At 51.3% G+C, this 21208-nt stretch carries 18 protein-coding genes; 9 read left to right on the top strand and 9 right to left on the bottom strand.

Going from position 1 to position 21208, the window contains the following annotated elements; translation table 11 throughout:
• Positions 1-276 precede the first annotated feature (276 nt).
• The 4 genes from JOD24_RS08920 to JOD24_RS08905 all read left to right on the top strand — a co-directional run bounded on the left by JOD24_RS08920 (position 277) and on the right by JOD24_RS08905 (position 5633).
• Positions 277-2238, top strand: coding sequence for a DHH family phosphoesterase (locus JOD24_RS08920; protein WP_380164871.1), 1962 nt, complete (start codon positions 277-279; stop codon positions 2236-2238).
• Positions 2235-2687 carry a 50S ribosomal protein L9 gene (rplI, locus tag JOD24_RS08915; RefSeq protein WP_380164869.1) on the top strand — a complete coding sequence of 151 codons (453 nt, stop codon included), beginning with the start codon at positions 2235-2237 and terminating at the stop codon, positions 2685-2687. The genes JOD24_RS08920 and rplI overlap by 4 nt, the downstream gene beginning before the upstream one ends.
• 176 nt (positions 2688-2863) lie before the next feature.
• On the top strand, positions 2864-4213 hold the full coding sequence (gene dnaB / locus JOD24_RS08910) for a replicative DNA helicase (protein ID WP_380164867.1): 1350 nt from the start codon (positions 2864-2866) through the stop codon (positions 4211-4213).
• 133 nt (positions 4214-4346) lie between these two features.
• On the top strand, positions 4347-5633 hold the full coding sequence (locus JOD24_RS08905; protein WP_380164865.1) for an adenylosuccinate synthase: 1287 nt from the start codon (positions 4347-4349) through the stop codon (positions 5631-5633).
• Positions 5634-6271: 638 nt separating this feature from the next.
• Here JOD24_RS08905 and rlmH read toward each other — a convergent pair.
• The 9 genes from rlmH to JOD24_RS08860 all read right to left on the bottom strand — a co-directional run bounded on the left by rlmH (position 6272) and on the right by JOD24_RS08860 (position 15519).
• Positions 6272-6751, bottom strand: a complete 480-nt coding sequence (rlmH, locus tag JOD24_RS08900; protein ID WP_380164861.1) for a 23S rRNA (pseudouridine(1915)-N(3))-methyltransferase RlmH — start codon at positions 6749-6751, stop codon at positions 6272-6274.
• The gene (locus JOD24_RS08895; protein WP_380164859.1) at positions 6748-6939 is read right to left on the bottom strand and encodes a CxxH/CxxC protein; all 192 of its coding nucleotides are present in this window, start codon (positions 6937-6939) and stop codon (positions 6748-6750) included. The genes rlmH and JOD24_RS08895 overlap by 4 nt, the downstream gene beginning before the upstream one ends.
• A 63-nt stretch (positions 6940-7002) precedes the next feature.
• Positions 7003-8190 (bottom strand): S1C family serine protease, encoded by a 1188-nt coding sequence (locus JOD24_RS08890; RefSeq protein WP_380164857.1) that lies wholly within the window; start codon positions 8188-8190, stop codon positions 7003-7005.
• Positions 8191-8908: 718 nt separating this feature from the next.
• Positions 8909-9718, bottom strand: coding sequence for an MBL fold metallo-hydrolase (locus JOD24_RS08885; RefSeq protein WP_380164855.1), 810 nt, complete (start codon positions 9716-9718; stop codon positions 8909-8911).
• A complete protein-coding gene (gene yycI, locus JOD24_RS08880; protein WP_380164853.1) occupies positions 9715-10506 on the bottom strand; it encodes a two-component system regulatory protein YycI in 792 nt (263 codons plus the stop codon). Before yycI ends, JOD24_RS08885 begins: the two co-directional genes overlap by 4 nt.
• Entirely contained in the window at positions 10476-11864 is a 1389-nt protein-coding gene (yycH, locus tag JOD24_RS08875) for a two-component system activity regulator YycH (RefSeq protein ID WP_380164851.1), read from the bottom strand. Before yycH ends, yycI begins: the two co-directional genes overlap by 31 nt.
• Positions 11861-13648, bottom strand: a complete 1788-nt coding sequence (locus JOD24_RS08870) for an ATP-binding protein (protein WP_380164849.1) — start codon at positions 13646-13648, stop codon at positions 11861-11863. Before JOD24_RS08870 ends, yycH begins: the two co-directional genes overlap by 4 nt.
• A 5-nt stretch (positions 13649-13653) precedes the next feature.
• Positions 13654-14361, bottom strand: coding sequence for a response regulator YycF (yycF, locus tag JOD24_RS08865; protein ID WP_380164847.1), 708 nt, complete (start codon positions 14359-14361; stop codon positions 13654-13656).
• A 288-nt stretch (positions 14362-14649) separates the two neighbouring features.
• Positions 14650-15519 carry a peptidase MA family metallohydrolase gene (locus JOD24_RS08860; protein ID WP_380164845.1) on the bottom strand — a complete coding sequence of 290 codons (870 nt, stop codon included), beginning with the start codon at positions 15517-15519 and terminating at the stop codon, positions 14650-14652.
• Between the two features lie 118 nt (positions 15520-15637).
• On the opposite strand from JOD24_RS08860, the gene JOD24_RS08855 reads away from it, so the two are divergent.
• The 5 genes from JOD24_RS08855 (at position 15638) to JOD24_RS08835 (ending at position 21205) form a co-directional block, all read left to right on the top strand.
• Complete coding sequence (locus JOD24_RS08855) at positions 15638-16429, top strand: YheC/YheD family protein (RefSeq protein ID WP_380164843.1); 792 nt, start codon at positions 15638-15640, stop codon at positions 16427-16429.
• 345 nt (positions 16430-16774) lie between these two features.
• Positions 16775-17413 (top strand): hypothetical protein, encoded by a 639-nt coding sequence (locus tag JOD24_RS08850; RefSeq protein ID WP_380164841.1) that lies wholly within the window; start codon positions 16775-16777, stop codon positions 17411-17413.
• A gap of 955 nt (positions 17414-18368) precedes the next feature.
• Positions 18369-20129, top strand: a complete 1761-nt coding sequence (locus JOD24_RS08845) for a sensor histidine kinase (protein WP_429246764.1) — start codon at positions 18369-18371, stop codon at positions 20127-20129.
• A gap of 133 nt (positions 20130-20262) precedes the next feature.
• Positions 20263-20763 carry a YwhD family protein gene (locus JOD24_RS08840; protein WP_380164837.1) on the top strand — a complete coding sequence of 167 codons (501 nt, stop codon included), beginning with the start codon at positions 20263-20265 and terminating at the stop codon, positions 20761-20763.
• Positions 20764-20962: 199 nt separating this feature from the next.
• Positions 20963-21205, top strand: a complete 243-nt coding sequence (locus tag JOD24_RS08835; protein ID WP_380164835.1) for a hypothetical protein — start codon at positions 20963-20965, stop codon at positions 21203-21205.
• Positions 21206-21208: the final 3 nt, after the last annotated feature.

Below are 21208 nucleotides of genomic sequence, written 5' to 3'. Positions count from 1 at the left end.
AACACCTCTGACTGGGGTAAAATAGAAAAGAACAGGGCTGTTGATTAACCATCAAGTTGGAACGAAAGGATCCTTTCGTTCTTCCCATTGCCCCCATCACAAAATATCTCTTGAGGGGACGGGGATGGTAGGACGGTGAGCCTTTGCGCTCTTTGTAAGAGATCGTAGCCGTCCCACCATCCCGACCTTATTTCCTGCCTAAAATATGGCTAATCAACATGCTTGAGAAAAGGATATTTCTTTTAAACTCAGGTTCCGGTGTAAGGGAGGGTCATCATGCCGAATTTTATTACGAAACGGTGGCACGGTTATCATATGGTGCTAGCCATGTGTTTCAGTTTGGTGTTGATCGCCCTTCTATCTACCTACAACTGGGCCTTCGCCTTGATTGGACTTTTCTTTTATCTGTTGTTGGGATATGTGCTCTACCGGGCGGAAAAGCAATTCAGACATGAATTCAATGAATATGTCCTGACTCTGTCCCAGCGGGTGAAGGGAGCAAATCAAGCCGCCTTTGACGAGATGCCTGTGGGAATCCTCCTGTATGATCGCAAAGGCCAGGTAGTCTGGCACAACCCGTTTATCCAAGAGATGACGGACAAGGATTCCCTCGTCGGATGGACTGTGACCGATATATTTCCCGACTTGGACCGTAACGGAAGTGAAACGGAGAAGCTCGATTTAAACAACAGGAGCTTTGAAGTGGTCCATGACGCCAAAGAGCGGCTGTATTTTTTTCGGGAGATCACCCAGTTTGAAGAGTTGAGAGAACGATATGAACAGGAACAAACGATTGTCGGCTTTCTTCAAATGGACAATTTCGAGGAAGCGGGAGCGGGTCTCGATGACCAGGAGCGGACTCTGCTTTTGACGAATGTCCAGTCGGAGATTACCCGTTGGGCACAGAAACAGGATATCACCCTCAAGAAATTTGATGTGGAGAAATATTTCATGGTGTTTCGCCGGGAAACGTTGGAGCGTCTGAGCCAGAATCATTTTGACATCCTGGATGTGGTGCGGGAGATGACCCACCGTAACAAAATTCCGATTACACTGAGTATCGGCGTGTCCACCTTCCGTTCTTCGGTCGTGGAGCAGACACATGCGGCGGAGGCGGCACTGGATATTGCGCTGGCACGGGGCGGGGATCAGGCGGCTGTCCAACAACAGGATCGGGTGGTGTTTTTCGGGGGCAAAACCAATGCAGTTGAGAAGCGGACCCGAGTGCGGGCCCGGGTGATCTCTTATGCACTGACTAATCTGATCCGGGACAGTGAGCGGGTACTGATCATGGGTCACGATCAACCGGATATGGATGCAGTGGGAGCAGCGATCGGTGTCCTGCGGACGGTTCGGATGGCTGATCGGGAGGGATACATCCTTTTAAAGGACTCCAATCCCTCCATCGATGCGCTGATGGCAGCCATCTCGGAAGATCATTCTCTGGAGGAAGCGTTTATCTCACCGGAGAAGGCTCTTTCCCTCATCGATAAGAATACCTTGCTCATTCTGGTGGATACCCATAAGCCCTCTATGACCATTGAACCCCGCCTGGTGGAACGCTCGGATCGGGTGGTGGTGATCGATCACCATCGTCGCGGGGAGGAGTTTGTCAAAGACCCGGTATTGGTGTACCTGGAGCCTTATGCCTCCTCCACCAGCGAATTGGTGACGGAGTTGTTGCAGTACCAGGATGCACGGTTGACCATTGAACCCTTGGAGACTACGGCTCTATTGTCGGGAATTGTGGTGGATACCAAAAGCTTCGCTTTTCGGTCGGGCTCCCGAACCTTTGAAGCGGCTTCTTTTCTCCGCCGCCACGGGGCCGATCTGGCGCTGGTTCAAACTTTGTTGAAGGAAGATCTTTTCCGCTTCGTCAAGCGGGCCGAGATTGTCAAAAATACGGAAGTGGTATACGATAAAATTGCGATCGCCAGCGGGGAAATGGAAGAGCGGTATGATCAGCTCATCATTGCCCAGGCGGCGGACACATTGCTCAATATGAAAGGGATCAGTGCCTCCTTTGTCATCGGTTTGAGGAATGACGGCAAGGTGTCCATCAGTGCCCGTTCCTTGGGGGAACTCAATGTTCAGCTGATCATGGAATCCCTCGGCGGCGGGGGACACATGACCAATGCAGCGGTGCAGTTCGAGGGAGTAACCCTGTCGGAAGCGCGGCAACACCTGCTGGAGGTATTGAGCGAGTACTGTGAAGAAGAAGGGGGCGACGTCGAATGAAAGTGATCTTTCAACAGGATGTCAAAGGCCAGGGGAAAAAGGGGGAAGTGAAGGAAGTCTCTGAAGGGTATGCTCGTAATTTCCTGTTTCCCCGGAAATTGGCTGTCGTAGCCTCCACTGGCAATTTGAATACCCTGAAAGAACGGGAACGACGAGAAGAAGAACGGAAAAAAGAAGAGTTATCCTGCTCCAGGCAGCTGGCGGAGAAGTTGGAAGAGGCGGAGATCACCCTCCGCACGAAATCTGGAGAGGGTGGCCGTCTGTTTGGGTCGATCACTTCCAAACAAATTAGTCAGTACCTGAAAAAGGAATATGACCTTCAAGTAGATAAAAAGAAGATCCAACTGAGCGAGCCGATCCGTACACTCGGCGTGACTAAAGTGCCTGTAAAATTGCATCCTAAGGTGACAGCGACACTTTCGGTACAAGTCTTGGATGAAAACAGCTGAATTCACGAATTGGAAATGATTTTCCTTCATTAGGAGAGAGTGAAGTAGTTTGAGACGGAATGACCGATCGGTTGCAGGACGTGGAGCGGCCTCCCGATGTTAGATGATGTCCATGGCTCCGGCGCTTCAGCAGGGGAAGCGCCTTTTTTTTGCAGCAGGCTGGAGGATGATGGAGGATGAGTGAATTATTTGCGGATCGGATGCCACCTCACAACCAAGAGGCTGAACAGGCGGTTCTGGGGGCGATCCTGATCGAACCCTCTGTGTTGATGACGGTTTTGGAACGGATTCGACCGGAGGATTTTTACCGTCAGGCTCACCAGCGCCTGCTTCAAGTAATTGCCGATCTAAACGAACAAGGGGAACCGATTGACTTGGTGACCGTCACATCCGCGCTCTCGGATCAGAAGCTCCTGGAGGAGGTTGGGGGCGTCTCCTACCTGACAGAATTGGCGGAGTCAGTGCCCACGGCGGCCAATGTGGATTATTATTGTCAGATCGTGGAGGAGAAATCCATTCTCCGCCGTTTGATCCGGACCGCCACTGAAATAGCCGCCTCGGGTTATAACGGTGGAGACGAAGTGGCCCATGTGATCGATTCCGCTGAAAAGAAGATACTGGAGATCTCCCAACGTCGAATAGGCAAAGGGTTTATCCCGATCCGGGAAGTTTTGATGGAGACTTTTGAACGGATTGAAAGCCTTCATTACAATAAAGGGAAGCTGACCGGAATCCCTGCGGGCTATACGGACTTGGACCGGATGACCTCCGGCTTTCAGAAGTCGGACTTGATCATCCTAGCAGCCCGCCCCAGTATGGGGAAGACGGCTTTCAGTCTGAATGTGGCGCAAAACGTGGCGGTCCGGTCAGGTGTGCCAGTGGCCATTTTCAATCTGGAGATGTCCGCGCCACAATTGGTGCAGCGAATGCTGGCAGCTGAGGGAAACATCGATGCCCAAGCCTTTCGGACAGGAGAGCTGGAGGAGGAGGATTGGGAAAAGCTGACCATGGCGATCAGCTCCTTATCGGATTCCCCCATCTTTATTGATGACACTCCCGGGATCACCGTCTTTGAGATTCGTTCCAAATTGCGACGTCTGCAGGCGGAACATGGTTTAGGAATGGTTCTGATCGACTACCTGCAGTTGATTGAGGGGAGGGGTCGGGACAGCCGCCAGCAAGAAATCTCGGAAATCTCCCGGTCCTTGAAGTTGCTGGCACGGGAGCTGAACGTTCCGGTGATCGCCCTCTCTCAACTGTCACGTGCAGTGGAACAGCGGCAGGACAAGCGACCAATGCTGTCCGATCTGCGGGAATCTGGCTCCATTGAGCAGGATGCGGATATTGTCTCTTTCCTGTACCGGGATGATTATTATAATGAGGATTCGGAGAAAAAGAATATTATTGAGGTGATCTTGGCTAAACATCGGAACGGGCCGGTGGGTAAGGTGGAACTTCTCTTCTTGAAGAACTATAATAAATTTCTCAGTCTCGATCTGCATCATGGCCCGCAAGGGGCGATGTAAATACGAATAATAATATAGTTAAATAGATTAATGTTCGGTTTTTGCGTTGACACCGTGCTTTTTTCCTTGTACACTGATAAAGGCTGATTGCAGGAACGTGAGCAGAACCTGTCAGGAAAGGGGAGCCTGGATCATGTCGACGGTGGTCGTTGTCGGGACACAGTGGGGAGACGAAGGAAAAGGAAAGATTACCGATTTCCTCGCGGAAAAAGCGGAAGTGGTTGCGCGCTACCAAGGGGGAAACAACGCTGGGCACACAATTGTGTTAGGTGGCAAACGATACAAACTCCATCTGATTCCATCGGGGATCTTTTATTCCGAGAAGGTTTGTGTTCTGGGAAATGGAATGGTGCTCCATCCGGAGGCGATGGTGGAAGAGCTGGATTATCTGGAGGGGCAAGGTGTTTCCACCCGCAATTTGCGGATCTCGGACCGGGCCCATGTGATCATGCCTTACCATATCAAGCTGGATATGGTGGAGGAAAGTCACAAGGGTTCAGGGAAAATCGGAACCACTGGAAAAGGAATCGGTCCCGCTTATATGGACAAAGCGGCTCGTGTCGGAATCAGGGTGTCCGACCTGCTGGATGGGGATCTCTTTGCCGCCAAATTAAAAAAAGCCCTGGAAGACAAGAATCGGTTGCTGGAGAAGGTTTATGACACGACCGGCTTTTCTTTTGACGAGATCTACCCGTCCTATTTAAAGTGGGCGGAGCGGCTCCGTCCCTATGTGACTGACACCTCTGTCGTCTTGAATGAGGCGATCGATCAAGGGAAGCGGGTATTGTTTGAAGGGGCCCAGGGTGTGATGCTGGATATTGACCAAGGAACCTATCCCTTTGTCACTTCATCCAATCCCGTCGCCGGTGGCGTCTGTATCGGATCCGGCGTAGGGCCGACCAAGATTCGTCAAGTGATCGGGGTGGCCAAAGCCTACACCTCCCGAGTCGGAGACGGCCCCTTCCCCACGGAACTTCACGATGATATCGGGGATCGGATCCGGGAAGTGGGACGGGAATTTGGGACGACCACAGGACGTCCCCGCCGGGTGGGATGGTTTGACAGTGTGGTGGTGCGCCATGCCCGTCGGGTGAGTGGGATCACCGGCCTTTCCCTGAACTCATTGGATGTGTTGACCGGACTCCCTACGGTCAAGATTTGTACGGCGTATCGTTATCGGGGACAGATATTGGAAAACTATCCAGCCAACCTGGAAATGCTAGGGGAATGTGAACCGGTATTGGAAGAGTTGCCAGGCTGGGAGGAGGATCTCACCGGAGCGCGGAATCTGTCAGATCTGCCCATGGCGGCCCAGCATTATTTGGAGCGGATTACTCACCTGACGGGAATCCCTCTGGCCCTCTTTTCCGTAGGTCCCGATCGCGAGCAGACTCTGCAAGTCCGACCGGTGTATGCTTAAATTCAAAAGCAATAGGTGTCAGATATCAGGCGTGTTGATTAGCCACATTTTGGGTGAGGAGATCGTGTTCACCCACGCGACCTTTGCGGCAAGGAAGTGAAAACTGGCCGCTCCAAATCTGACCATCGGGCAGGGGCAAAGCCTTACGGAGGCACAGGGAAGATGTTGCCCCTAAACCGCCCTCCCTCCAGATTCTCCGCTGGGTAGGATGGCAACCTTCATCTAGAGCTTCAGCTCCTTTAGATTGTAGTGCCTATGGTGCAACCTTCATCTAGAGCTTCAGCTCCTTTAGATTGTAGTGCCTGTGGTGCTACCTTTATTCCAGGGCTTCAGCCCATCGAGATTGTAGTGCCTGTGGCGCATCCTTAATTTCAGATTGTAGTGCCTGTGGCGCATCCTTAACTTCAAATTGTAGTGCCCATGGCGCAAAGGTCGCTTTGCACCCATAGGGTACAAGTCTCGCCAAGGTCGCTTCCGCTCCCAGGTCTCGCTATGGCAGCACACAACTCCCTTCTGTTGCCCATTTTCTGGTTAATCGACAGCCCTGGTCAGATATCCCTGACAGAAAAAGCGCCCCACAAAGGGGCGCTTTTTCTTATGTTCTCCCCTTCTCTCCACCATTGGGGGGGAGGATTCCTTTACTTATGATAGGTTTCGCCGCGGTTGATCTTGAAGGAGCGGTAGAGTTGTTCCAGCAGTATCAATCGTATCAAGGAGTGGGGAAAGGTCATTTTGGAAAAGGAGAGGGAATAATCCGCTCGTTGTCTTACCTGCTCTGATAATCCATAGGAGCCGCCGATGATAAAAGCGATGCGGCTTTTGCCATAGGTGGCCAATTGATCGAGGTGATGGGCTAAGGTTTCAGAAGAGAGGGCGACGCCCTGGATGACGAGGGAGAAGGTATAGGTGTCTGGGGTCAAGTGTCGGAGAATTCGTTCACCCTCGCGGTCTGTCACCTGCCGGATTTCGCTTTCCGTCAGGGGCTCTGTGGCCTTTTCTTCAGCAATCTCTATCACTTCCACTTTAGCATAGGGGGAGATCCGTTGCAGATAATCCTCCACCCCCATGCGAAGATAAGAAGTTTTTAACTTGCCCACTGCCAGAATTTGAATTTTCATTTTTCCCCTCCATCCAGAAGCAACAGATAATCCGGTTCTTTTCCACACCAATGGCAGTAGACTTCTCTATCGTCTTCGATCGCAGTCAGGGAGAGGAGGTCCGGAGCTCGGCCCTGTTCATCTACAATTTCGTCCAGAATCGGATCGATATGTTCTGCACAAGCATACCAGATCAGCTTTTCCTGCAAGGGTTTCCCTCCTTTTTTCGGCAAAGAGTCCGCCCCGCATTTGCGGGGCGGAGGGAATTTCTATTACGAACGCTTGGGTGATTTGGTCAGGGTGAGAGTGGTGCTCTTTTTCTCTCCATCGCGGTAAAAGACGACTTTCATCTGATCGCCGATCTCTTTTTTCTTCCACAGATAGGAGCGGAGAGCCGAGCCGTCGCGGATGGTTTGTCCGTCCAGTTCAACAATGACGTCCAGCTGTTTCAATCCCGCTTTGGCAGAGCCACTGCCTGGACTGACATCCAGAACGACTACACCCTGGGTGACCGAATCGGGCAGTCGAAGTTTAGAGGATCGGGCTTGCAAATCAATCGTTTCCAGATCTCGCAGTGCGACCCCGAGATAAGGACGATGCACCTCGCCAAACTGGACCAGATCGTTGAGGATCGGTTTGGCGTCATTAACAGGGATGGCAAAGCCCAATCCTTCCACTCCCTGCTCGGCAATCTTGAGGCTGTTGATGCCGATCAGCTGACCGGCAGTATTGATCAGGGCTCCGCCACTGTTTCCAGGGTTAATGGCAGCATCGGTCTGGATCACGTCCATATCCATTGTTTCAGAAACTTTGATTTGCCGATGAGAAGAACTGATCACTCCAGCGGTGACAGATTGGGAGAACTCCAATCCGAGGGGGTTGCCGATGGCAATCGCCGGTTCCCCCGCTTTGATTCGATCTGAGTTGCCGAAGGTGGCTACTTTGGTTACGTATTTGGTTGGGATTTCGAGAACGGCCAAGTCGGTGGCACTATCGCTTCCCAACAGCTTAGCTTCAACATTTTTCCCACCGTCTTCTCCGGGGATGACCACCCCGATCTGGTTGGCCCCTTCAATCACGTGGTGGTTGGTCGCCACCAGGGCTCTTCCCTCGTCTTTCTTAAAGATCACGCCGGAACCGGTTCCGCTTTGGACCGCTTCCTGGTTAAAGGGGCCCCCGCTTTCCTGTAGGTTGACTACACCCACGACTGCGGGACGAACCTTCTGCACTGCCTTGGTGATGTCATTATTTACATCCACGTTGACGGATTGAGTGGGACCGGTTCCTTCTGCCAGGGGAGCACTTCCCGGGGAAAAGTACTGTTGTGGTAACAGTCCCATCTTCACCAAGGCTGGAGACAGGGTGAGGACCAGGAGCCCTCCGATCACAGCGGATATGATTGCGGTCAGAAAGATCCATATGCCGCGGCGTACACGGTCGGATTGGTCATAATAGCCCACGGCATCAACCTCCTCATTTCTTTTTTGCGTGAGAGCCTGTTTTTACTATTTCCCATTCATTCCGAAATAAAGCCTGAGCTTGTATTTCGATCTCCATAGTTGCATGGCGCTCCTAAAGTGGATGATGGGAACGAAACGACCCTTTCGCTCTTTCCTTTGCCCCATCGTAAAATAATTACTTGAGGGGACGGGGATGGTGGGGACGGTGAAAAGCCTTTGCGCTCTTTGCAATAGATCGTAGCCGTCCCCGCCATCCTGAACTGATTTCCTGCCTAAAATATGGATAATCAACACGCCTGAGGCAAGAAATAAATCACAGACAGGGAATCTATTCCACATCTCGCCGAGGGGGTACTACCATATCATAACAAGTTGACGGATCAGACAAAAGAGGGGAGGGGGGCTTCATGGAATTTTAACATGGAAGAGAACAGGGGGAAAAAGAGGTTCTCCCCTCCCCCGGGAACAAGACGTGCCCAGGCCCGCCCCCCTCCTCCGTTGCGGAATGCAGGGAACGACGGGTTTAGAAGCGATATGAATTTGGCGGGTCGGGATGGGGTTCCCCTATTGTTCCGTTGTTGTGGCGAACCTAAGTCATTTCATGGGACCCCCACCCTCTCTATGAACGGTTTTTTCACCACTCTTTGAGTGATTTCTCCAGTTCAGAACCATGAGAAGGCCATGTAACCCCTGATTCATTCAATTGGCGTGAAAATCCTCATAACAAGCGGTGTTTTTTTTCGAGTGTGGCCAGGGGAGTGGGACGATCTGGGTAGGTTTCCCGAAGTCGTACGTCCTGCCCTAGACGAAGCCCTTGCTCTTGAAGCACCCCTTGGACGGTTAGATGTGCCAACTCCGTCAGATTGTTATCTTGGCTGAGATGGGCGAGGAAAATATCTTCCCCGTTTCCCCGCAGAATCTCCGCCAGAGCCCAGCCGGCATCTTCATTGGAGAGGTGGCCGACATCGCTCAGGATCCTCCGTTTGACATTCCAAGGATACCGGCCCATCCGCAACATATTGACATCGTGATTGGACTCAAATATCAAGGCGTCACAACCGGCCACCTTGTCAAGGATCCGCCGATTGATGTAGCCAGTGTCGGTTACCAGACCTAAGCGAGCTCCTTCGTGATGAAAGCAAAATCCCATCGGTTCCGCTGCGTCATGGGAGATCGGAAAGGATTCTACTGTCAGATCTTCCAATTCCAATGTGGACAGAGTGGAAAAAACATGTTGCTGATGCAAAGGGATTTGGCCTACACCCGAGGGGAGGTTCTCCCAGGTAGCTTCATTCATATAGATGGGTAACCGGTATCGGCGGGCGAACACTCCCAGCCCTTTCACATGGTCATTGTGTTCGTGAGTCACCAGGATGGCTTGCAGGTTGGAAGGGTCGACATCGATGGAACGGAGGAGATTCTCCAACTGTTTTCCGCTCAACCCGGCATCCACCAGAATTCGTGATCTTTCAGTTTCCACGTAGAGGGCATTGCCACTGCTCCCGCTTGCCAAGACACTATATTTCAATTCAATCTTCCTCTTTCTGTTTGTTGCTCGCGGATCTGACTGTGGGTTTCGATTTCGCTGGCACCGGTAATCGCATTGACATAGAATGTGGCGTCCTCGGTACGAACTCTCCAGACAGGGGATAACAACTGTTTATCACCGTCATAGGATTGGCCGTGGTAGCCCAAAGTGACATCGGTGATAACGGCGCCTTCCCGGATCTGACCTGATTTGATCAGGGTGACCAGTGCATTTTGAGCTGACCAACCTGGTCGGGTGGCGGTCGCGTTATCTGAGCGGACCTGAAAAGGGATGAGCTCCAGACGGGTGATGCTCTTTTCCTTCATAAACACGCTCAGACGATCATCAAAGATGGGTCGGCCGTTCCACATGTGGAACAGGATCTGGGAATCTCCGACGGCTTCGTCCACCGACTTATAATGCTCCAAGCCAGGGATATACCGTTCCAAGGTTTTTTTTAAGTCCCCGGTTTGTTGTAAAGGAGTCCGGAAGTTTAGCGTATAATACCCAGATGAATTTTTCCTCCAACGAGGGTCCCGTTTGTGTAGATTCTCCATTTTGAGGGGTTCCGCCTGCAAATAGGAGACTTCAGGAGTATTTTCCGGAAGTGAGTCCCGGATGTCGATTTGTTTGTCGGAAGTGAGTTCTGTCAGCTCCCGCCGAGTATCCTGAGATACCTGGTGAGTCTGGGATTGTTCCCCCTTGGCCTCAAGCAATTGATAAGCGAGAAAAACATTGAGGGAGAGGAATGCCAAGATCAGGATGGATTTGGCTCTGCTCCAGTCCATTTTGCGCCGTCCCCCCCTTCTGAAGCTGTCAGGAATCCTTGTTTTCCATTGCGGAATTGGACGACCCACACCGGTTTTAATTGCATCTTTTTACCTTTCAAGGCAGCCTGGTAACCGGGATGGATGGAACGCAGATCCGACCAATCGGAGCCGACTCTCTTCAAGGCTGTGAAGACTTCATTCTGCGCCGGCAGTCGGTCTTTTTCCTCCCGTTCAACCTGGGAAGCGAAATAGTGGAGAGAGCGTTCGTAGGTAGAGACTCCTTGCCGGGCGGTCAGTCGAATAGTGTCCAATCCGGAATGCTGCTTGGAGGCATACACGGGGTATCCCTTCATATAAAGCTGAAACACGTAGTTATTGCTACCATTGTTCAAATCCATCTCCACCCGATTCAGGAGGAAGTTTCCTGTCCAGCCATTGTGTCGATTCATAAAGGTGGTAATTGTAGCCAGATCACTGCTGGGGGAGGCTTCCCCCCCTGTGTCATTCATAGGATTATTGTACACCATGGTCTGGTTTTGTTTGTTATGTTGCAGAGTTCGTCCCGAGTCTGAGTCCATATAGATATAAGTGGAATCAAACACCTGGGTTTTTTTCGGGTTGGATGGATTTCTAAACAGAATCAGAATCATATCATTGACATCAATTTTTTTGAGAGGGAAAGTGAGCCGATCCACCGAGGGGGATTCCTTGGGAAGATAAAAGGCATAAGGGATCTCCCTGTTCCGCAGGCTTTTCTTATCCAGGTTGGATTTCCCATTAGGGAAGACCGGATGAAGCACTTCTCCGTCCATCCCAGTTTCCTGGTCCAACCAATCGGTGTAGTCTCGAATCAGAGCGGTTCCTTCCAACACCGACTGCTCCCGGTCGGATATGAACCAGATGGTGACTTGATTGTTGTCTCCTTCTCCAAACAGCCAAATTCGGTTGATATATTGGAGTCCGTCGATCTCTTCATTTCCGGAGAAGAAGGTATTTACCACATCGGCAGGGAAATCCTGGTGAAATCTCAACTCCAGTCCCGGCTCATCTTTCATCAAACCGGACCATTGGGCGAGAGAAGGTTCCACAGATCGAATGTTTTCCAGCCGGGCATGGTGCAGTTGATCTGTTAAAGCCCAATATTCCTTGCCGGGAAGGATCCGTCGTTGCTTCCCTTCCTGATGCACCAAGATCTCCTCTGGGGAGATCAATTGATATCCCCCCTTCTTTTGAAAGGTTTCATGCCCGATTTTGGGGATATCTTCGACATTTTGACTTTCCTGATAGGAGGGCGAGCTATACCAGAGGATCCCGGTCTGGAGCAAACTTGCACCTACCAGGAAGGTTAAGGCCAGGGATTTCAGATGCTCCTTCACGACTGCGTCACCTCCGGCTCACAGGGGGGGAGTGTAAATCGAAGGGTAGTTCCCTTTTGATACTTACTTTCCAGTCGGATCGTCCCCCCGTGAGATTGTACGATTTCCCGGGCGATGGAAAGACCCAGGCCGGTGCCGCCTAAACTGCGGGAGCGAGCCTTATCCACCCGATAGAAGCGTTCAAATATTCGTTCCAGATCCTTTTTGGGAATTCCGATGCCCTTGTCGGCGATGACCACTTCCACATATCCATCCGAACATTTGCGGGCGGACAGGGAGATCTTTTTTCCCTCAGGAGTGTATTTGACCGCGTTGGATAGGAGGTTATCCAGAACTTGATCGATCTGATCCCGATCGGCGTAGACTCGAGGCAGGTCTTCCTCCAGAGAAAGTCGGAACTGGATCTCCTTTTGCTGGCATTGAAAAGCAAACCGGTCGGCGGCATCCACCAAGACGGATTCCAGGGAGAGTGGGGCTTTGCGGAAACGGATTTTCTCAGCATCCAGCCGGGACAGTTGCAACAAGTCATGAATCAGCCGGGTCATGCGCTCCGCTTCCTGCCGAGTCACCCGCATAAAACGGGTGGCCAGTTCTGGATCCTCCATGGCTCCCCCTTCATCCAGGGCTTCCAAATAGCTTTTGATAGTTGTCAGCGGCGTCCGTAATTCATGGGAGACATTGGCTACAAATTCTTTCCGCTGTCGGTCCAGTTTCTCCTCTTCCGTCACATCCTGCAAAACCACGATCAGGCCCACCGCTTCCCGACTGGCCCGGAGCACCGGAGTGAAGGTCAGTTTGATGATAGTCAACTCTTCCTCATCCTCAGCATCCAGCTCCAGGAAGGTTTGTCTCACTTCCATTACTGGGAATACCAGGGGGTTGGCTAGGAGGAGAACCTGGTTGATCTCTTCCCCATCCTCGATGGGCTTGTCCAACATCTCCTCCGCCCTGCGATTGGAGACGATCACTCTTCCCTTGCGATCCGTGGCGATTACTCCGTCACTCATGTTGGCCAGGACAGACTGGAGCCGGCCTTTCTCCTCTTCGTTTTGGGAGAGCGCATCTCGCAGGTGCTGGGCCAGATGGTTGAAGGCCGAGGCCAGCTTTCCGATCTCATCGTCGCTTTTGACTGTCACCTGACGGTCAAAGTCCCCCTCCGCCATGACTGTGGCCTGTTCGGTGATCTCTTTGATCGGATTGGTGATGGTCCGGGCGAGGACTACGCCGAGGACGGAGGAGCCTACCATGGAGATCACCGTGATTTTGATCAGAATCTCCGTGATGTTGCGGATATTTTCATACATCTCCCGCATCGGTGCCTCGATATAGACGGCACCAAGTACTCTTCCGTCGTTCTTGATGGGCAGACCGAACAACATATACCGGTTCCCGGCTTTGGGGATGATCTTGGTCAGTTTTTCTCCTCCTTGCAAGATCGGGTTCACCCAGGTGTTTTTCTGTGCTCGGTCGTTGTCATCCCCTGTCGTGGCTATGATAAAACCATCCTGATTCACGATCTGGACGGTATTTTTTTTATCCAGTGTGAGCTGATCCAGAATTTTGTCCAGTTTTTTACGGTCGGCATTCACCATCACCGAAGTGCTGATGACGGAACGGATGGAGCCGGCTTGTTTTTCCAGGCTGTTTTCCAGATCGTTTTCAAAGGTGAACTTCAGCTCTTTGAAAAAATAAACTCCGATCAGTTGCATGGAAATCAGAAGCAACAAACCGAATATGGTCACCAGTTTCCAGTGGACGCTGTTGAAAATCCGCAGCCATTTCATAGGGTTCACCGATCAGTTCCAGGATCTCGCATGGTGTAGCCGATCCCACGCCGGGTGATAATGTACTGGGGCTGACTGGGATCTTGTTCAATTTTCTCCCGCAGGCGTCGAATCGTCACATCTACGGTGCGGACATCACCGAAGTAATCATATCCCCACACGGATTGCAACAGATGCTCCCGGGTCAGGACCTGGTTGACGTGTTTGGCCATATAGAGGAGAAGTTCAAATTCCCTGTGGGTTAGATCCAGGGTTTTTTGCTGCTTGGTGACGAGATAACTCCCTTGATCGATTGTGAGTGATCCCACCTGAACCTGGTCGTCCGGATCCGAGGAGGATTCTTCGTGATCCCGGACTCGACGCAGGTTGGCCTTGATACGAGCCAATAGCTCCCGGTTGCTGAAGGGCTTGGTGACATAGTCATCCGCTCCCAGTTCCAATCCCAGGACCTTGTCCACTTCAGAGTCCTTGGCGGTGACCATGATGATCGGCATCCGGTATTTCTCCCGAACTTTGCGGCAGATTTCGATGCCGTCTGTTCCCGGCAGCATCAGATCCAGCAGGATCAGGTCCGGGGGTTCCTCGTAGATCCGTTTTAAGGCTTCATCCCCGTCATGGATGCACTCCACTGTAAAGCCTTCTTTACTCAAGTTGAACTGCAAGATATCAGCAATCGGCTTCTCGTCTTCTACGACGAGGATTTTGGCAGACATGATTTACCCCCCCTGTCATCTAAAAAATGCGAAGAATGATCCGAGCGTGGATAAATTGGAAAATAGATGATAAAGAACTCGTAAGGATAGGTCCTGTCCCGAGCTTCTGGACTTCCTAACTGGTCACAGGCCTCTCTATCACTGTAACATCAGAACGGATTGACTAGACATCCCCTAAAAGTAGTGGGATTTAGGCGAGGCGAGCTGACGCCCCAGTTTTGCAGAGATCGGGATCTACCCCTGTTACGATGAATGCACAGGTTGGATCCACAGATCGACTTCATTCATTTAGTAGGTCTGTCGGCGCCATTCTTCAAAGGATTCCCTAGGAGAACTTTCAAAGACCTGTTTCCAGGCGGAATCAAAAGGAATTCCCCGGGCAAGCTGCTGATGGAGGTGGTGGAGGCAGGAGTCCCCATGGTTTTCCACCATCCAACGGAGCCACAAAAAAGATTGTCGATAGGCGAGAGCCTGGTTGGGAAGTTGATGGAACTGGTCTGACAGCTCCTGATATTCATAGAGTGGATGACGGGACAGATCGTTCTCCGGAATGATCCATTCATAGCCGAGCTTCCGGTATTCCACCCATTGGGCAAAAGCCTCCGTATACCAGGAGGGATAATTGCCACCGGTATACCGGTCCAGATAGAAATGGGCCGTTTCGTGGTAGAGAGGCCCCTGCTTATGAAAAAGGTGAGCCCAGCGTGTCGGATCCACCTCGGCAGAAGGAAACTCTTCGCTCCACACTTGAGGATTCAATAGATAGATCGCGCCGGAAAAGTAGACGCCTGTGGCACTTTGGTCTTCATCCCAGAAAAAATGATCCTGAAGAGAAGATCGATCTGGAAAGAGAAAGATGGGAACAGGCTGGCTCGGATCAAATCCGTACGCTTTTTCAAAATCGGTGAGAACCCGATCCATCTCTTGCGCCACTAATTTGGCTTGGTTCAGGAATCCGGGAGGATAGGTTACGATCACGTTTTTTCCTGACCATTGGGGGTCATCCCGGAATCGCCAACTTTCCAGCACTTGATTTCCTTTATGAAGAACAGGTTGGGCAAACATCTTGCTCTGGGGACTGAGAAATGTGAGTAACAGGATGAAAAAGAGAAACCACATGCTGAAAGATTTTAAAAGAGAGGGATGTTTTTTGCGCATTTTTGCACCATCCCTTCTAGAGTGAACTTCTAGGTTGTTTGCTTTTACATTTTAACACATTCCGCAATTTTGGGCGGAAAAACGCTTCCTGAACAACTGGAGGAGGAATAGACTGACAGTGTTGCGACAAGCCGATGCGATGGAAGAGGTGGCTGTGATGAAACGCAAGCTAAAATACCGTCAGATCGCCAGCAAAGCCATGAAACATGTGGTGATGTGGAAACACCCCTATCTACGCTCTTGTCTGCCCGCAACCGCCTGGTATTCGGAAGAAAACATAAAAAAAATGATGATGCAATTTCCCACCGTATTTGTAAAACCAGATAAAGGCGGAGGAGGTTCCGGAATTGTTCGGATTCGAAAGCTTACCCACCGATTTGAAGTCTGTTTTCGAAAGAACTGCCGGATGGTGGAGGAAAGGAACTTGGGTCGGACTGTGGAAAAACTCTTGTCTCCCTCCCGCAGGTACATTTTGCAGGAAGGGGTGGAATTGGCCACGATCAAAGAGAGGCCCTTTGATATCCGGGTTTTGTTGCAAAAGCCTAGGGATCGATGGACTCTGAGTGGAATGGTAGTCAAGGTGGCTGCCCGGGGCCGGTTTGTCACCAACCATTGTAAAGGCGGTCAACCTATGGAGATGAAAAAAGCTCTGCACGCTATGGATGGAGAAGGGATTACCCCAGAAAAAACTATCCGGGAATTGGAAAAAATATCGTATTTAACTGCAGATGTGCTGGAGCGAAGTTTTCCAGGGTTAAAGGAGTTGGGGATCGATGTGGGACTGGATCGGGAGGGCACGCCGTGGATTTTTGAAGTGAACACCCGTCCTTTCTTTCGCATGTTCTCGAAGATTGGAAACCCCTCCGTATATCGGAAAATCCTACGTAACCATCAGCAAATTATCAAGTGACTCAGATTCCGGGAGAACTTGTCTATATTCGACAAAATATTCCGTTGACGATTCTATCTAGCCATTGATAGTATATTTGCCAAAAGAAGGGTTCGCGGCGGAATGGAGAGAAAAAAATGCAGCGTCGCCTTCTTTGCCTGTTTTCCGGTTCGGCTCCGTTCCGGCCGACGGCCGGGCGGAATCCAATTCAATCGAAGGCTGTTGAATCACTGGAATAGGGTGATGGAAAGGAAGGCGCGATGGGTGTTCTGCAGGTGCCACTTGTTGTGTGGCAGAACCGCCCCTCACCCGAAAAGCAGTCGATCAACATGCCGGATCTCAATCCATGAAAGGCGGGTCAGCAGAATGGCTATTACCGTGGGAGTTTACCTCGGAAAGAAAGACCGTTTTCTTCGCAACTGGTATGATATCCTGCCCAGAGGACAGTTTCCGTTGTTGGTTAAATATTGCATTCAGTCTTATTTAAAAGGAATCTACTTTCCGCTGAATACGATTTGTGATTCCGATTCCTTTCGGGAGCGGCTCGCTTCCATGAAAAAATTGTCCCCCACTCAGCGAAATGTGACGTTCACGGAAGAGGATGGTCCGGTGTTTAAGTGGGTGGAAGAGGTGGACAACGGGTATCGCAGTGAGGAAATCAAAACGATTCTGAAGGACACCATTGTACATACGCTCTTGGAGGAACATGAGCGGACGCCCCTGGCCCGGCAGCGCTACAACCATCTGTGGAAGAAGCCGGAGTCGCCGATGTACAAGCCTGCTACGGAGGATATGAGGATCCATTGGCAAGGCGGGGGAGAGTCTCCCCCGAAGGGACGGGAACAGTGGGCAGCGGGAGTGGATGCCTTTTCGGCAACCCGATCTGGAAAAAGAGCAGGGGGAGGTAGTCAGCGGGTTTTGTATCGTTGGCAGGATGAGGCGAAGGAGGGGCCTGGAGAGCAGAAGAAGGAACCTGCTCCCCGGTGGGTCGGTCGGATGGTTTAGAGCCTGTCGGGTCCTTCTTTAGATACACCCTAGAAGCGTTGTGAAAAACTCGTCATAGGGAGGATAGGGTTTCCCGTGGAACGTCGTTGGCTCGCAAGAACAACGGAATGACATGTAAAACCCCATCCCGGCCATCCCAGATCGATGTAAACCACAACGCTTCTAAAGCAGAGAGACCGAAAAAGAGAGGGTTACAGAGGGTCAGAAAAGGAGAATTATAAAAAAACAGCCCCCAGGGAAAGAGGGGGCTGTTATCAGTTACATATCCAGGCTGTTGATAAAATGGTTGCGGAGGAGCATCCTGTACTGCTCAAGCGTGGAAAACGATCTCGCTAAAATTGGGCGAATGCAGGCGTGTTCATTAGTCCTATGTTAGGTAGGAAATCAGGTCGGGATGGTGGGACAGCTACGATCTCTTGCAAAGAGCGCATAGCGAGACCCGGGAGCGGAAAGCGACCCTGGCGAGACTTGTGCCCTATGGGTGCAAAAGCTCTTCACCGTCCCACCACCCCCGTTCCCTCAAGCCATATTTTACGATGAGGGCAATGGGAAGAGGGAAAGGGTCGTTTCGTTCCCATCATCCACTTAATGGTTCATCAACAGCCCTGAGGTGAATGATGATCTCTTGCTGGAGGTCAGGCCTGTGTGACCGTCCCTGATCTCTGGCCAAAAAGTGTATCGTAAGGCCGGAAAGGGAGTGACTCGGACAGGATTCCAATGGAGGCAAAGGATTGTTGCCGGTCACATAAGCCACTCCCAAGAGGAGAGAAATTTATATCAATATTTGATAGGATTTGTCGAATGCTCTTTTTTAAGAAGGAGATCCGGGAGCGAATGTGGAATCCTAATTTTGATTTCATGGGGAATCTGTTAGGAGAATCAAAACGGACGGTAAAGAAACCCTTGTTAAAAATAGATCTGGAATCACCGATCGGAGAAAATGGGGGGTTCAAACTTGGCAAACAGGTATGAAGCCCTTGGAGCAATGGCTTCGTGGCTTTTTCAACCTGAGCTGAGGTGGTTCGCAACCGGGGTGATCCTGGGAATCCTGCTGCTGATGCTTTGGGTGAGACGCAAATGGGCTCCGACGTTCCCGTTTTTGCTGTATCCATTGGCCGTACTCTTTTTGTTGGCGGTTTTGGACTATCTGACCGTGGATGTGTCCTTTCTGTGGGTGTACCTCGTGGTCTTGGCTCTTTTGCACGATCGTTTATCCACAGAGACCACTGTGATTTCCGCCATCTTCTTTTTCTTGGTGTACGAATGGGTGGGTTTCGGTGCAACGGCAGGCGAAGATTATTTTCGTTTGCTGGGGGAGATGATCCTCTTCGCCTGTTCTGCGTGGCTGAGTATCTACCTTCGCCGTGTGCATCGCCGATCAGATGAATTAAAAGAAGAAAACCGCAAGCTTCTTCGAAAGGTGGAAGACGCCTACACCCGTCTCCAAACTCATATCGATGAGCTGAAGGAGATCTCCCGCAGAGATTATCTGACCGGGATGTACAATTTTGGTGGTTTTCAGGAACAAGTAACCAAAAGTTTGTCCCGGTGTCTGGCGGCAGAACAATCTTATCACGTGATCTGTATCGATTTGGTCGACTTCCGGCAAGTCAATACGAAAGAGGGGATCGATGCAGGGGATCAACTGCTGACCGGGATCGCGCGGGAACTGAAAAAGAAACTTCCTCCCTATGCACAGGTTGCGCGCTATGACGGGGATCAGTTTGCCATCGGATTGATGGGGGATGATTCTACGATGCGCCTTATTCTGGATACGGTGGAGCAGGTGATCAACGGTTATCAGTCGGAACGATGCACGATTCACTACTGTCTCGGCACCGCCTCCTATCCGATGGATGCCCAAAATGGAGCGGAACTGATCCGACTGGCAGAACACCGGCTGTCTATTGAGCAAACCCGGATTCGGCACCGGGAGGAAGAACAGCGGCGTCATCTGGAGAAGTTGTCCGCTGTCGGTTTGTTGGCGGCGGGCTTGGCCCATGAGATCCGCAATCCGCTTACCTCCATCCGTGGTTTTATCCAGATCTCGGCTGCGGAAGCTCCGGAAGTGAAAAAATGGGAGTCGGTGATCTTGCCTGAGATCGATCGGATCAATGATCTGTTGAAACAGTTCTTGCATCTGAGCGAATCCCGGCCAGTCCGGCATACCCTGTTTAACCTGGATCGGTTGATCGATGATGTTCTGCAACTCCTCAACCCCCGAGCCATCTTGATGGGACATGAATTGGTGGCCCGGCCTCCGGCTTCTCCAGTGATTGTTGAGGCGGATACGGAGCAGCTGAAGCAAGTCTTGATCAATTTGGTACAAAACGGTCTGGAGTCCCTCAAAAGCAAGGGGATGGTCAGCGTGAGTTGGAAAGAGACGGGGGATCGGGTGGTGGTGCGGATCCGGGACAGCGGCAGCGGGATCCCGCCGGAACATATGTCCCGCATTTTTGATCCCTTTTTCAGCACCAAAGGGGACGGGACCGGCATGGGACTTTCCATTTGCCATCGCATCATATCGGAGCATGGAGGGCAGATTCATGTGACCAGCCAACCGGGGTGCGGCACCACCTTTAACATTCACATGCCTCTAAGGCAGCCGGTCCGAGAGGAAACACATCCGTCGCGGGAGCCGGAACAGGGACCTTTAGTTTCCGATCTCAACCGCAGTGAAGTGGTAGAACGGGTCAATATGTTGAGAAACTTCTAGGAACATTGGGATCTACTGCTTTTTTTTCACAGCACGCCTAGAGCGTGTCTGCCTAAATCACAACTCTTTTTGTACTCCCCATTTTGAAAAGGTAGTGTCTGAGATACAATAAAAAGACAAAGGGGGGAGTTCGGTGAGTCGAAATAAAAAATCGGAATTCAACATCATCCGGAGTGACTCCACCACCCATGGTGGTTATCATACGGGGACACTCAATCTGAGCAATCTCTCCGCCGTTCTGATCGAAGGGGAGGAGGCCCGGATCGACCTGGGTCTAATTCATGGCAAAAGCAGGGCGGAGCGGGGAATCAAATTTTTGAGCAATCCGGATGAAGTTCCAGGTGGAACAGAGTACCGGGTGGTTTGGGTGGCAGTGGACCGCAAAGAGGAAGGATCCTATTATGCGGGTGTGGCGGCCTGTGCAATGCGGGTGAATCGAGAAATCAGACGGGGATGGAAAAACATGGCGGACCATGTCAACCGGATGGATGACGCCTTGAAACGGCGGATTCGGGTGCAGGAATTAAATGATGTGGAAAAGGGTGCCCTGCGTCGGTTGTTGATGGAGAACGATCCGGACATGTGGAAGCGGTCATCCGATGACTTGAAGGAAGCCTTGGCGACGGAAACATGAACGCTGTGTGAACAATCGATGGGGCGCCTTGTTTGGGGAAGGGACGTGGGTTACACTTAAACCCAGGTTGCGGAACCAACTTGCTAGGACACCAAAACGGCGGGCAGATGAGCCCGCCGTTTTGGTGTCTTTTTCAAGTGATATCAACCTTTGATCATTCTTTCTTTGGAGCATGCTAAGCGGAAAAGGAGGAGTTGTCATGACATCGAAAGGTCGGAGGGAAACAGGGGAGGAACACTTCGCTCTTCATGGTGGGACTCATTTTACTCCCCAGGCATCCCCGGAAGAGATCAACCGGTTTGTGCAAGACCTTCCGCCAGAGCGTCGAGAAAACTTTTATGAAATCATGAAGGAACTGAGCCAAGCGGATCTGATCACCCTCCATGATGACGGTCTGTTGACGGATGGAGAAGGAAACATCGGAGGTAGCAAGGAATGCTGAAAT

The organism is Kroppenstedtia sanguinis (assembly GCF_050433445.1).
GTDB lineage: Bacteria > Bacillota > Bacilli > Thermoactinomycetales > DSM-45169 > Kroppenstedtia > Kroppenstedtia sanguinis.
The sequence above is the reverse complement of the archived record's forward strand: the minus strand, read 5'-3'. Positions and strand labels throughout refer to the sequence as shown.